Here is a 14,909-nt window from a genome sequence, read left to right on the forward strand (position 1 = left end):
TTTGTCATGCGCTTATGCTGATCTGTCTGTTCCCGTCATGTTCTTTCCGCCCAGATAGGCGAACTCCATGCCCATTGCCCGTCGCGCTGGCGGACACGGACATAATAATAATCCGTATCCCGTTGCGGCTCTTTGTCCTCCATATAGTGTTCTATCGTAAAACAGCTTTCGGGCATGGCACGGTTGAAAAGAATCGCTTCGCTCAACCACCCGGTTATGAAGTGCGAGCGTGAGCCTTCGAGCAATTCTCCCAATGTATGTTCAAACTTCTTGCCGTTGAACTCCGCAATCACCTTTCCGCTTTTCGGCATCTCCACATCCAGAATCACAGCCTGCGTAGCGGCAGTGGTGGTATTGGGATTCTTCGTGCTGTACATGTCGAGTTCCGTTTCCTTTTCACCGATGGACAGGATGCGGTTCACGTGAGTATGAAACTCGGTCTCGCCTTCTTGCGGTGAAGTGAACGCCGCCCCTCGGAAGCAGGGAGTGACGCTGCGGATACTTCCTTTATCCACCGACAGTTTTCCCTGCCAATGTACGTATTTCTCTTCACGATTCCAACCGAAATCTACTTTTACTTTGCAACGGAGCGTATCGCCTTCGGGCGCGACCGGTGTCAACGGCCCGCTCAAACGTGCGATGGTTTGTCCGTTCTTTACGATGTCTACATAGTCGATGCAGCTTTCGCCCGCAACATTCAGGTAAATGCGCCGGCTGTTTCCGCGTATCACGTCACCCATGAACGCGTCGTTGAGGCGGAAGTCTATTCGTATTTTATCGCCTGTGGCTGCACATACATGCCGGTTCTTCAAGGCTTCCCACACAGCGTTCCGCGTCAACGACGGAGCCAACACGCCGATCCTTCCGTCTCCATAGCTTCCCGGATAACCCGAATGCTGGTCGGTAGAAGCCATGATACCGAATTTATGTCCCTGCTCCAGACCGTATTGAACGGTTCCTTCCCATTGGCGAGGTCCCATGTCGTGCAGATACGGATAATCTCCCTGATCGCTTTCCGCCAGACCGTGACGGGAATACATTTCGACGAAAGGAGTCTGATCGCCTTCGGTGAAGCATTTCCAGTTATAACCGCGGAATCCTCCCTGATAACCCATGTGATGCGGGGTGATGAATACCTTGTGCCCTTTAGCCTTGCGTTTCCAGTCTTCAATCGAAGTGCATTCCACGAGAGGAGCGTCCAAATCATAATTCAGCGCAACGTGGTCGCCGTGTTCCATGCTGTGGGCTTCGTAACCGATGAACGCAAGGAATTCGCCTTCTTTATTGTATTCGTTCGTCATGGCGACGTACTTCTCGTATCCGCCTTCACGCAGACGTTTAAAAGCTCCCGTGTGATAATCGATCACCCATTTCAAACGAGGATCGTCGGCTCCGGGGATGTCCGGCCACATGGCATGAGGCGTTACGCTGACAAAGTCCAACTGCCCTTTGGCGGCATCGAAGGCATCGCGCATATCTCCGTGTCCGTAGGTGAGGTTGCAGTGATTGTGGAGGTCGCCCCAGTACAACTTCAAATTACTTGCGCCCGGCATTCTCTTTTTCGCTTCCTTGCTGCTTGCTACACACGAATGGAGCAAGCTGCCCGAAGCGGCCAGTCCTAAAAAGGACCAGCCTGTATTTTTAAGAAAACTTCTTCTGTTCATGGTATTGTGTCTTTGGATATTATAGTTTATACTGCAACAACTGTTTCTTCCCGTTCACTTTTACTTCCACCTCCAGCGAGTTTTCGCTGAACTTTTTGTTTTTGAAACGGGCGTACAGCTTCGGTGCATCCGCACTCTTCCGTACGGGATAGATGACAGTGATGTAGCGTACGGCTTTTTCATCTTCCTTTTTCACGTTGAACGACACGTTCATCCGTTTGTACCGCTTGCGGTAAGCCGTAGAACACCAACCCGGTTCCTTTTTCATCGTCATTCCTTCGGGACCGAAGCATTGCAGCTTCATATTGCTTCCGTCATCGAACCGGGTAGCGAAGGTCATGTCTTCGCGACTGTTGGCGATTTCTCCCTTCGGCATCTGATAATGCAAGTTGACAGAGCCGCGTGCGCTGCCTGTCACTTCGTCGACAAGGACAAAATACGTGTTGTCTACGAAGAAAACACTACGGCGGTGGTTGAAGTTCTTGTATCCGGGATTTTCGGTTACGAGTGTCTGTACGTCTCCTTCCGGCTGCCAGAGCCTGGTCACCGATTCGGTTGTTTCAAGATTGCGATTGTTCAGTGTCACCGTGTTGTGTACAGCGGTCTGACGGTGCCAGTTGCGCTCCGCCATCACTTCGCCCTCGCCGGCATAGACGTACGAGCCCGAGTCGGGGAAGAGGTTCTTTCCGTTGAACCACAGCTCGAATGTTCCGTTGTCGGGCTGACAATGCCAGAAAGCTTTCGGACCCGCCTTTACCACCATCTGCGTGGCGTCTGTTTTCCACGAATTGCGGAAAATGAAGAATCCCGACGTGAGGAATCCTTTCGACAGATAATCGGGCAAAGCTCCCTCTTTTCCTTCGGTGGCGAAGTAGAGGATCGCTTTGTTTTCAGGAAACAGTTTGTGCCAGTCGCGGTAGTTTTTGAGCATTTCTTTCTTGGTGGTGAGCTTGGCGTCGCTGAAACACGGGTTGGTATAATCGGGGAAACTGATGTTCATGTAGAACATTATCATATTTTCCACCGTGTCGAGATATGTTTTCGGAAACTCGTTGCGGAATCCGTTCGTATCGGCCATTCGCAATGCCTTGCAGAAGATGTTGATAGCTGCCAGGTGATAGTGCGGATCGAGCTCGAATTGTCCGCCGTCCGGGTACACCTGTACGTTGATCTCGCGATTGAGTATTTCGATTCCGCTTTTTCTCCATGAGGCGGCATCCTTGAATTCGGGGAAGAACGCGCCGGCGTAAATCATGCGCTGCGCTTCGAACAACAGGTGGTTGCCCTGATCGGAGTAGTTGCCCAAAATGTGGACGGCATGTTTGTGGTAGTTTACCAGAAACTCTGTAAGGAATCGGGGAGTGAAAGAGGGCGAGGGGAGGAACAGCTGGAATTGAGAGGTCTGGTCTTGCAGGCGGTTGCTCACCTCGAGCGGGCGCCAGGCAAAACGAACGTTCTCGACTTCTCCCCTGATTTCGCCGTCGCTCACCAGTTCGTATTCTCTTTTGCTCATTTTCACCAGCGGGTTTTTCCGAATCCAGTCGATATACTGTACAGTCCATTCGCGGGCATATTTTTCGTCGCCCGACGTGCGGTAGGCTTTCCCCATCGGAGTGAACCATTTGTGGCGGTGCAACTGCCAGCGAAGCTCGTTATCCTTTACCGGCCAGTATTGCCAGTCGATGTCTTTCCCGTAGTTGTACGAAGGCTGGTAGCCCTTGTGTACGAAGAACGTATGCTCCATCGCGTCGTCCGCCCATTTCTGCTCTTCCTTGCCGATGCTGATATGCTTCAGGTCGATGTCCGGTGTTCTCACGTCCGTTCGCTCGCGGTAATAGCCGAGCAACGCTTCCGCCGCTTCTTCGTCTTTCCCCTGTTCGTGGAGAGTTTTCACTTTTTCAAGGCCGGGACGTTCGAGGTCGAGCAGTCCGAATACCTCGCTTCTCAGTTCTTGCCCGCAGACGTTGCCCGTGCAGCAGGCAATCATCCATAGAGCGATGTATGTAACTATGTTTTTTCTCATACCGAAGTTCTTGTTTTTTTAGTTTCTTTTCTTTCTTCCGCATCCGTAAATGATGCGGGAGAGACTCTGTTCGATTGTGATAGAGGCTCTGTTCGATTGTGATAGAGGTTCTGTTTGATTGTAACGGAAGCTCTGTTTCATCGTGACGGAAGCTCTGTTTCATTGTGATGAACGTTTTGTTTCACCGAATGAAACACTTTGTTTCACCGAATAGAACACTTTGTTTCATCAGCATGAAACACTTTGTTTCACCTCGCTGAAACACTGCTTCGCCTCAATGAACGTATTGCTTCATCTCGATGCTGCTTCCGGAATTTACAATGATTTGATTTTTCCGTCCTGAAGTTTCAGTTTCTTCAAATCCATGAACCGTTTCAGGGCTTCCAGATAATAATAATCGGCGTAGTTCAACGGAGTATCTATTTCCGAGCCGTTGGGCAGCGAGCCGACAGAGTGCATCAGGATGAAGCCTTGGTTTTCTCCCTCTTTGGCAAGATAGGCATCGCTCGAAAGGCTTTTCAGGATTTTCTCTGCATAGTCCAGATATTTCTTTCCGCTGTGTACCATCGTGCTCAGCTCGATCATTGCCGAAGCGGTGATGGCTGCCGCCGAAGCGTCGCGCGGAGTCTCTCGGGTGACGGGAGCGTCGTAATCCCAATAAGGAACGGCGTCTTCGGTCTTTACACGCTCCATTATCATATCGGCTATTTTCGTGGCGAAGTTCATGTAGATGCTGTCTTTCGTCTCACGGTAGCACGAGGTGTATCCGTACACCGCCCACGCTTGTCCGCGTGCCCATGAAGAATCGTCGTTCTTTCCCTGATGGGTCTGCTTGCGTTCCACCGTTCCGTCGTTGTTGTAGCTCACCACATGCCAGCAGGTATAGTCGGGGCGGAAGTGGTGCCGCATGGTGGTCATGGCATGCTTCAGCGCAATCTCTTTGTACTTCGGGTTTCCGGTGCGGTTGCTTACGTTGAACAGAAGGTCGAGGTTCATCATGTTGTCGATGATGACCGGGAAGTTCCACGTCCCGAAGTCCCACGAACGGATGGCTTCTATGGAATCGTCGAAGCGTCCGCAGAGATTGTCCGCCGTTTCTCTCATCACCGTCGCAATGGTGTCGTTCGGTGCAAGGCGTTCGGCGTTGCCATAGCTGCAATTGACCATGAAACCGAGGTCGTGCGTTCCTTTGTAATAACGCACCGGGTTCAACAGGTTCGTATAGTGGGTCGCCTCTTTTTTCAACGTTTCGTCGCCCGTGAGTTCATAAGCATACCACAGAGATCCGGGGAAGAAGCCGCTCGTCCAGTCGTATACTCCGCAAAGGCGGCGCTTGCCGATCTCTTCGGCAGCGGGGTTGGCGCGCAACGAATCTTTGAATGTCTGCGAATCTCTTTCCAGTTGGCGGCACAGAAAGTCTATATCGTATCCGGTACGGATGGAGCGGGGGAGTTGTCCCGTGCTCCGGATTTCTTCCGCCGTCAACCGGAGTTGTGCCGAGGCTGCATCGATTCCTTTCTGTATCCAGTGATAATCTTCCCGGGGAGTAGTATGGCACGAAGCCAACGTTATGCCGACCGAAGCTAAGAGAATAAGTTTCTTTTTCATTTGATTCATTTGATAATATGGTTGTCAGTAAGTTTAATTGTAAGTTTTATTTTTCCCAGCCCGGGTTTTGGATGAATTTCTTGCAAAGATCCATGTCCCGTTGCGGAATGGGATAGAGCTCGTGCTTACCCTTGGTGGTGTATCCGGGAGTCGCCGCCGCATAGTTGGGCGATCCGTCGGATGTCCACCATTGTCCGAGCGCCACCGAAGTCTCTTTCACTGTTTCGTAATACACGCCCCAGCGTATAAGGTCGAGGCGGCGATGCCCTTCAAAAGCCAGTTCGTAAGCGCGTTCCTTATGAATGGCTTCGCGGAAGCTTTCATACGACAGACCTTCCGGCAGGTCGACCGCCTTGTCTGCTGCCGTCACCGGTTTGCCGTAACCGCGCCGGCGTACCATATTGACCGCCGTATACGCTTCCGCATCGGGAGCTTTCTTCCATTCGTTGACGGCTTCGGCATAAATCAGCAATACGTCGGCATAACGGAGCAAGTACCAGTTGACGTTCGATTTGTCGTTGTTGATCAGCGCGTTGCTCTGGGGTACGTATTTCTCGATGTCCCATTTGGCGGGAGTATAATTCTGCTTCTCTTTCTGTTTCTTTTCCGGGTCGAGGTCGGCAGCGGCGGCCGTTTCTTCCGAATCGTTCTTTCCTTTTGCGTAAAGCGTCTTGCCGGGATTGTACAGATAGTTGGCAATGGATATGTCACGGCGGAGGTCGCCTTCATTCTTTCGCCAGTCGAGTACAAAAGTATGCACCACCTTTACGTTGCCCGCGCAACTGCCACGCTTTCCCGCAATGACTGTAGTCTTCACGCCGTTCCATTTGCCAATGCGTCCGCAGGGGTCCGAAGCTCCTCCCGTGGTAGTGGGAGTGTAGAAGCTGACTTCGAGCAAACTCTCCGTTGCGTCCCATGTGCTGCTTCCCGAATTTTTCCACAATTGTTCGAAGTCGCTCAGCAAACCGTGCTTACCCGATTCGATCAATACTTTGGCTGTGCGTGCGGCGGCTTCCCATTTGCTTTCGTCCTTTACGGGATAACCTGCCCAAGTGGCGTATACTTTGGCCAGCAAGCCCAAAGCCGATCCTTTGGAGAAACGGAACTCTTTGTTGACGCGATATGTGTCGTCCGCGGCATACGGCAGGTTGTCGATGGCGAACTTCAGGTCTTCTTCGATAAACTCGTATACTTTTGCCGGATCTGCCTGCTCGAAAGTTGCAGGCGGCTGTTGAGACATTTGGGTGGTGCTCATCAACGCCACATTTCCGTAGCGGCGCACCAGCTCGAAGTAATACAGAGCGCGCAATCCTCTTGCTTCCGCCATATAAATGCGCGCCAGCACTTTGTCTCCGTCGGAGTAGTTTCCGGCTTTCTGTTCCAGCCCCTCCATAAAGTCGTTGGCGTTGTAGATGGAATTATACAATGTCTTCCACGTTTGTTGCACTTCCGCCTGAGTGGTAGGGAAAGAGTTGGTGGGAATGATACGGAAATTCTCGTTCGTGCTTCCTTCCACCTGTGCGATGTCGGTCGCCAGATTGAAAAGAATAGACATGTTGTATCCATACATGGCGTCGGTCACCATGTTGCGGTATACGCCCAGCAATACGTTCTCGGCTTCCGCCGCGTTTTTCATATAATTCTTTTTGGCAACCTCCGTTTTCGATTCCTCGTCCAGCAAGTCGGAGCAGGAAGAGAAGGAGAGTGTGCAGCAAACAGATAAAATGATGGTATATAAAATCTTTTTCATTGCGCTCATCTTATTTTAAAATTGAATATCAAGTCCGAAAGTAAATACTTTGCTTCTGGGATAAGCTCCCCAGTCGAGTCCGGGTCTCATCGGATCCTGGTATCTGCTCACTTCGGGGTCGTAACCGCTGTATCCGGTGAGGCAGAACAAATTCTGTCCGGTGGCGTATACGCGGAGTTTCGATACGTAGGCTTTCTTCGTCCATTTGGCCGGAAGCGTATAGCCCAATGTTACATTTTTGAGACGCAGGAACGATCCGTCTTCTACAAAACGCGAATAGACATCGTTGGTGATGTATCCGTCGAAAGCCGGAACTTTGTTCGAAGCGTTTGTCGGGCTCCAGCGGTCGGCCGCTTCCGCCAGCATATTCCGTCTGCCGCTTCTGGTTTGCGTAGCATACAGCCGTGTGGCGTTGTAAATGTCGTTTCCGTAGTTAAACTGAAGCATGAAGCTCAAATCCACATTCTTGAACCGGAAACTGTTTGTGATGCCTCCGAACCATTTCGGCAGCGTATTCCCGATCACGGTACGGTCGGCGGTAGTAATTATGCCGTCGCCGTTCCGGTCTTTGTACTTCACCACACCCGGTCTTACCCCTTGTGTGTACCGGGTGTTGTCGGTAATTCCTTCGCGCAGCTGTTGTCTGCCTTCGGGAGTCGTATAGAAATCGGAACTTTGATAGATGCCGTCGAATTCGTATCCGTAAATCAATCCCAGCGAACGCCCTACGATAGCGATGTAATCGTCTTGTGTGAAATTACTGTCGAATTGAGAACGCGTGGTTCTGTAATCGGCTCCGGAATCCAGTGCTTTCAGTTCGTTGCGTATCACCGAAAGGTTGAAAGAAGTCTGCCAGTCGAAGTCACGAGTCCGTATGTTGACACTGTTCACACTCAGCTCGAATCCTCTGTTCTGAATCTTACCGATATTTTGCATCTGGTCGGAGAATCCTGTAACATGCGCCAGCGATTGCGACAACAGGAGGTCTTTGGTGTCTTTTATAAAGAAATCCGCAGTAACATTCAGGCGATTGTCGAGGAAGCCCAGATCGAAACCTAAATTGACTGTGGAAGAACCTTCCCATTTCAGGTTCCGGTTTTTGATTTGCTTCGGAGTCAATACCGTCATGGTAGTGCTTCCCGAACCGTACTTGCTCGGCTCGTACAAATCGAGCGAAAGGAAACTCGGAATGGCGTCGTTTCCTACCGTACCCCAACCCAGCCGAAGTTTGAAGTTGGAGATCCATTTCACCGGTTTCATGAACGCTTCTTCCGAAACACGCCAGGCAGCGGAGAATGACGGAAAGTATCCCCATTTGTTTTTCTTTGAGAATACGGTAGAACCGTCGGCACGAAACGTTGCCGTCAGGAGATAGCGGTTGTTATAGTTGTAATTGCCTCGGGCAAAGAACGAAAGCAATGTTTTCTCACCGAAGCCGGTATCTACTTTGCTCGGCGTGGCTCCTATGCCCAGATTGTCGTTTCCGAGATTATCGAACGGGAAATCCATCGCCTGCCCCAGCAGATATTCGTTGCTCCGGTAAGAGATTTCCTGGCCCAGCATCACGTCGTATTGATGTTTCTTAATTTTTTGTTTCCAAGTCAGGTTGTTGTAGTTCGTCCAACGCACATCGCGTCCCATTTGAGTCTGTCCGTAAGGTTTTTGTCCGTTACGGAACGCTTCTTTCGAACCGTTTTTGTAGAAAACGTTCACGCGGCTGTTGGTGGTGTTGTACGTCCCTGCTGTCTTGAAAGTCAGCCCTTTTCTGATTTGCCATGTCAATGCGAGATTGCCCGACCACATTTCCGCACGTTTCGTGTTCGTCACCGATTCGGTTTGTACCACCGGATTCACCTGAGCAAGGCTTGTTCCGTCTTCGAGCATCTCAGGGTCGATGGCCGAGTTCAGCAGGGTGGCGTCATCGATCTTTAATCCTCCCGTAGGACGCGCACTCAGAATTTGAGCCAGCATGTTGAACCGTCCGTTGTCTGCCGAAGTGCCCGCTCCTTCTCTGAACGTATTGGCATAATTGATGGTAGCGTCCATCGAAAGCTGCTTGGTTATCTTCTGATTAATCCGGAACTTGGCGGTTGTTTTATCGAATCCGCTGTTGTTGAAAATTCCGTTTTCGGCATATCGTGAGAAAGAGAGCGCGTATTTGGTATCTTCGCTTCCTCCGTTGACGGCTATGTTGTGATCTTGCGACCAGGTGGGATTGAAAGTCTCGTCCTGCCAGTTTATCCCTTTCACACCCGTATAATCGTCGAGCGATTGATAAATATAAGACGTGCCGTTGTCGTCGTTACCCGGTTTATAATACGTGTCTTTGTATTTCTCGTTCACTTCGCCCTGCAACCTGACAAACTCGTAGGGAGAGAGCAGGTCGAGTGTTTTTGAAATCTTACGGTAACTGGCCGAACCGTTGTAAGTGATGGACGGTTTGCCTGCTTTTCCCGATTTGGTGGTGACCATGACTACCCCGTTGGCGGCACGGGCTCCGTAGATGGCGGCGGAAGATGCGTCTTTCAGAATTTCGATCGATTCGATGTCCGAGTTGGCCAGATAATCGATGTTGCTTACTTGAAATCCGTCTACGATGTATAAAGGAGTAGCGTCGCCGGTCAATGTTCCCACACCGCGCACATTGATGTTAAACCCCGAACCCGGTGTTCCGTCCGTCTGCGTGATTTGCACGCCGGCTATCTGTCCTCCCAAAGCTTCCACTACAGAACCGGTTTTAAAGCCTTCGATGTTTTTCGAAGCGACCGAAGCGACCGAGCCGGTCAGATCGCCGCGTTTCATCGAACCATATCCTACGACGACCACTTCGTCGAGTGTCTTGCTGTCGGGTTCCAGCTTCACTTTGATGGGTTGCCCTGTGTATTTAATCTCCTGTGGCTTGTATCCGATGTAAGAGATGACGATTATCGCTCCATTTTTTACTTTCGGCATTGTAAAGTTACCGTCGAAATCGGTGATGGTGCCCGAAGTGGTCTGCCCTTTTATCATGATGGTAGCTCCGATAAGGGGCATATCGGTTTCATCGAGCACTACTCCTTTGGCTGTGCTTTGGGCATAGAGACCGATAGTCATGATGAGTGCCAGGAGGATTATAAACCCTCTTTGGCTTATTGTTTTTATATTTGAAATATTATGCATACTTTTTAGATTAGTGCGTTACATATTAAAACTTCGTATCCAGCCAAATCACTACCGGGAAATGCTTGTTGGGGTTTTTGCTGTCGTCGCAGTCTTTTATCCCTTTCGTCGAGAAAGGAATTTGTCCGAACAGCAATCCGTTTGCATACTCTCCGTCGGCAGTCCACTTTTCGGGGTTTACCACAATGGTGAAGTTGTTGCTATTATCCACATAAGCCAAAGGTTTGGTCAGATCGCTCTTGTTTGTGAAATAAGAAAGCGGGTCTTTGCTTCCGGTCTTCGATTCGTCTCCGTTGAAATAGTTGCTCCACAATTTGAACAGGAAAGAATCTTTGTCTTTAGGCTGCCCTTTCTTATGGGAACCTTTAATCGGATAATAATTGAACGAACGGCGGTAATCCATCACGAAATCCGGTGTGACAGTCGTTCCTTTTACGGTTGGCGCTACCGAAACGGTCTTTTGTTTAGGATTTGCTTGAATCACAAAAGGAGTATACTCTACAAGTATTCCGCTCAACTCTTGCGCAAAGTTGAAGAATACCGGCTGAGTGACAGAAACAGCCGCTTTTCCTTCTCCGGCGGTAGCGGTTACTAAAACAGCTCCTGTTTGAGAGGCTTTCAAACCTGCTAATGTTATTTCTCCGGTTTCGGGATCGATAGTCGTTCCCGCAGCCTGATGTATGGGCGTAATGCTCCAGACAAGTTTAACTTTTGCGTCTGTTTTTACAGGTTTGGGGTGTACACTGCTCAGCTTACCTCCGGCTTCTACCCTGAACTGGTCGGCATACTTCTCTTCCGGTGTCAGCCCTATATTGTTTCCGTAGCGGAAGTATGTGAAAAAGTTCGGATTCTCTTTGACGGAGAGAGTGAACGTTGCGACGGCAGGATGTTCGGGATCGCTCTTCGGGTTGGTGGCCTTTACCTTGATGGTATAATTGCCCAAAGGAATATCATTGCCATGTTTTACTCTGATTGTCCCGTCCACTTCCAAAGTCAGCGCGCTTTTCAGTTTAGGGTCCGGTTCGACAAACTCGAACTTCACTTCGTCGCCTTTGAAGCCGGCATTGGGCTTTATTTCCGTTTCCACAGCCTGTACGCATTCTGTGTCGGGATATCCGAAGTCGGTAATGGGCGCGATGAAATCGACGACTTCGAGTGTAAACACGTCTGTGAAGTCTACCCCTTCCTTATCGTAATCATTGACTACATGTACACTTACAACGAACTTCTCTTTCGCTTTGAATCCGTGGCTTGCCGCAACGGACAATACGCCGGACTTGGAGTCGATAGTAATCTTATCGGTAGCGGGCATGATACTCTTGATGGAATATGCGATGCCTTCCGGTGAACCTTTCAGAGTAGGAGCGTTGCTTGTGAAGGTTGTCTGGCCGCTTTGGGGTGTTTCTTCCTCTATCTTTCCGTTGTCGGGATAATACTTCAGCTCCAGCGGTTTGGAAGTGATATTGATTTCCACTGCATTCTCGAATATTCCTTCATCTTCTCCGGTCGCTCCCGTAGTAAGTTTCAGCGCCAGCACATAGATTCCGGGCACCAATTTGGGATTTCCTTTCAGAATGGAAATCTCGCCTGTTTGAGAAATAGCGAAGCAATCGGAATATTCGCTTTGGGCTATCTCGTATTTGCGGATTGATACGTGGTTTCCGTCTGTTTTGACCTGAGCCGTGGGAAGTGCCGTTTCGCTGTTCGGATCTGCTACGTCGGCATATTCTGCCTGAAGCTTGTTCGGTTCCACTGTGATTCCGTCCGGTACGGCTTTCATCATATTTACTTGTACGATGTCTTTAAACTGATACGTTTTTCCGTTCGAAACACAGGAAATGCTCAGGCTGTATATTCCTATCGGAGTATCTTTTTTACTTGAAACGGAGATTGCTCCGGTAGCCGGGTCGATACTGAATTGTTCACCGTTCACCGTTTCTCCGTTTAGGGTGACGCCGGTGATGGAAAAATCGGACGGAGCGTTGCCCTTATACGTAGGGCTGCCGATTACTCCGCTCATGGATGGCCCGATGTCGGTCATTCCCGAATAATAAATGATAAAGCCGGTTTCGTCGGTGGTTTCGGTATCGGAGCAGGAAACGCCCGCCACAGATACAAGTATCACCGTCAGAAAGGCTAATAAACTTGAAGATAACTGTCTTAGCTTCATTGTTGTTGAATATTAGATGATTAATGATGTTCGCAAATTATAAGGTATATGCCAGATTATATTTCTTTCCGTTGACGGTAACTTCGACGGAAGAGCCCTCGGCTTTGTATTCTTCTGTAAACTTTGCCGTGACGGTTGCCGTTTCGGCAGTGCCTTCGACGGGAAGGAGTACGGTGATGTAACGTGCGGTCTTGTCGGTTGCCTTTTTTATATCGACGGAATATGCCCGGCGTGTGGTGTATTTTCCGTCGACAGCATAAGAAACACGGCTTTCAAACGGTACGCAGATCAGCGGAGAGTCGCTGAAAGTGCGAACCAGCAGGTTGTTTCCGTCCGTAAAAGCTGTGTGCGCGCCATTGGCAAGCTGGTCGACAACTACTTCGCTATCGTTTCCTTCGAGCAGGTTGAAATTCAGGTTCACTGTTCCCGAAGCGTTCCCTATCCCTTCGTCTATCAGTACGAAAAACTTTTTGTCGACAAAGAAGATAGCGCGGCGGTGGGTTAAGTCCGAATACCCTGCATTTTCGGTGACAATCAGCTCATTGCTTCCTTCTTCCGATTTCAGCAAACGCCCATCGGCATGCGTGATGTTTTTTCCATCCAATGTCAGTGTATTGTGTACCTTAGTCTGGCGAAACCATTTGCGCAGCTCATTGGCGGCAGAATTGCCCGAATAGCTGCACACGCCTGCATCGGGGAAGAAGTTCCGGCCGTTGTGATAGAGCTCGAATGTCCCGTTGTCGGGCTGGTTGTGGCTGTATAATTTCAGATTGTCTTCGGATGTCTTGGCATTGTTGCTGTGGATAAGCATGGTAGACGATTCGTCCCATCCGTTACGCATCACATAAAATCCGGCACGGTCGAACAGTTTCATACGGGTGTCGGGCGCAGGGCCTTGCGGGTAGACCATGTAACGCAGGTCTTTATTGGTGGGGAACATTTCCAGATACCGCTTAAAGTTGCGTGTCAACACACTGCGTGTCCAGTTGCTTTTCCACGAATCGTTGAACGCCGGCACGCAATATTCTTTGCTTTTGGCATTGAAGAATGTAGGGTAAGTGAAGTGAATTACGGTTTCGGCAGCTTTCTCCAACGATTCGCTTAGGTTGGCGGGGAGTTTGCTTCGCAGGTTGTTCGCTTCCGCCAGCTTCATTGCGCTGTAAAAGTCGGCAAGCGTACTGATATGGTAATGGAGCGAGAGTTCGATGTGCATTCCGTCGCTTAAAAACTGTTTGCCGGCTTGTTGACTGAGGATGCCGAAACCTTCTTCCATCCAGCTTGCGGCATTTTTGAATTCCGGAAACAATGTTCCGGCGTATGCCAATGCGTTGGCTTGGGAAATGAGGATATTCCCTTCGCTTTTGTAGGGGTATTGTTTTAGAAAGTCGGCATGGCGGGCAAAGTTTACTAAAAACACGGAGAGCCATTGCGGTGTGAAGTGAACGGAGTTTTTATAATATTCGAACAGTTCCACTTGGTCGGAAATGCGTGAGGCGACCTGTAGTTGCCACCATGTGGTCGTGTTCGGCCCCGTTGCGGGTATCGGATTTTGCTTAAGCCAGTCGGTGTATACATTGATCCACGATTGGATGTATTTCTCATCTGCGGTGACACGGTATACCTTGGCTTGGGGGATGAACCACTGATGGCGGTGAAGTTGTTTTTGATATTCGTCGCTGGCATTTTGAGGCACGAATGCCCAGTCTATTTTGCCTTCTTTTTCCAGCGAATATGGCTTTTTCGACTCTGGGTCTTCGTAGAAATTGTTGACGAAAAAGCGTGATTTATCCATTGCGTAATCGGCTTTCAGGCGATCATCGCTCGATGCCGTGACATTAAACAGCGAGAGGGAAGGGTTGGTCACATGGTTGCGCAGGCGATAATAGTTTAGCAGTTCTTGCGCCGCAAAATAAAGTTCTCCCGATTCATAATGTGCTTTGACTTTTTCCAGACCTGTACGATCGAGGTCTATTACATCGAAAAGTTTCGAGTCTATTACGCTGTCGGGATACGGTTGTGGAATAGTAAACGAACCATTCCCTCCGGTAAAGGGTTCGTCGTCATTTTCCGTGCATCCGGTCAATGTGAATAATGCGAATAAGCAAAAAATGATGTTCTTCATACTTCTTTCGATTAGAATTGAATGATTAAATTGTCTATTGTTCGCAAAATTACTGCAATTCGTCGCAACTCTCTTCCAGCACTGTTCACGGTTTGTTTAAATATGATTTTGTGATATTAATCTTGTTGAATTTGATATCAGGTTTGTTGAATTGCCTTTTTATGTGTTTGCTGACTTACCGCATTGAACAAAACGCTGTGTCGGCGATCGGATGCGAACGGTCGTGGAAATACGGTGGATTTCTTTTTCTGCCTAAAAAATATTTGTGTTTAGAAAGGAGGGTACTGAAAAAGTTCCCGTTTTGTGAGAGCCATTGTAATTTTGCTTGTAAGTTATAAGTAAGAGACGTTTTTCTACGTCTTTTATGCGCTGTATAATATCGATTTTAGAGTTTTACTCTATATACTTAATAT

Annotated in this window: 7 protein-coding genes; all 7 read right to left on the reverse strand. The window is 49.3% G+C overall.

What is annotated here, in order from left to right:
• Nucleotides 1-35 precede the first annotated feature (35 nt).
• The 7 genes from C234_RS0113325 to hepC (C234_RS0113355) all read right to left on the reverse strand — a co-directional run bounded on the left by C234_RS0113325 (nt 36) and on the right by hepC (C234_RS0113355) (nt 14,496).
• Nucleotides 36-1,664: a PHP domain-containing protein gene (locus C234_RS0113325; RefSeq protein ID WP_027326155.1), complete on the reverse strand. Its 1,629-nt coding sequence runs from the start codon at nt 1,662-1,664 to the stop codon at nt 36-38.
• Nucleotides 1,665-1,683: 19 nt separating this feature from the next.
• Nucleotides 1,684-3,687 carry a heparin-sulfate lyase HepC gene (gene hepC / locus C234_RS0113330; protein ID WP_027326156.1) on the reverse strand — a complete coding sequence of 668 codons (2,004 nt, stop codon included), beginning with the start codon at nt 3,685-3,687 and terminating at the stop codon, nt 1,684-1,686.
• A 315-nt stretch (nt 3,688-4,002) separates the two neighbouring features.
• Nucleotides 4,003-5,304 carry a DUF4995 domain-containing protein gene (locus C234_RS0113335; protein WP_027326157.1) on the reverse strand — a complete coding sequence of 434 codons (1,302 nt, stop codon included), beginning with the start codon at nt 5,302-5,304 and terminating at the stop codon, nt 4,003-4,005.
• A gap of 37 nt (nt 5,305-5,341) precedes the next feature.
• Complete coding sequence (locus C234_RS0113340) at nt 5,342-7,045, reverse strand: RagB/SusD family nutrient uptake outer membrane protein (protein WP_027326158.1); 1,704 nt, start codon at nt 7,043-7,045, stop codon at nt 5,342-5,344.
• A gap of 15 nt (nt 7,046-7,060) precedes the next feature.
• The gene (locus C234_RS0113345) at nt 7,061-10,204 is read right to left on the reverse strand and encodes a SusC/RagA family TonB-linked outer membrane protein (RefSeq protein WP_027326159.1); all 3,144 of its coding nucleotides are present in this window, start codon (nt 10,202-10,204) and stop codon (nt 7,061-7,063) included.
• Nucleotides 10,205-10,229: 25 nt separating this feature from the next.
• The gene (locus tag C234_RS0113350; protein WP_027326160.1) at nt 10,230-12,374 is read right to left on the reverse strand and encodes a surface glycan-binding family protein; all 2,145 of its coding nucleotides are present in this window, start codon (nt 12,372-12,374) and stop codon (nt 10,230-10,232) included.
• 37 nt (nt 12,375-12,411) lie between these two features.
• Nucleotides 12,412-14,496, reverse strand: coding sequence for a heparin-sulfate lyase HepC (hepC, locus tag C234_RS0113355; protein WP_027326161.1), 2,085 nt, complete (start codon nt 14,494-14,496; stop codon nt 12,412-12,414).
• Between the last annotated feature and the right edge of the window lie 413 nt (nt 14,497-14,909).

Source organism: Bacteroides pyogenes DSM 20611 = JCM 6294 (assembly GCF_000428105.1).
GTDB lineage: Bacteria > Bacteroidota > Bacteroidia > Bacteroidales > Bacteroidaceae > Bacteroides > Bacteroides pyogenes.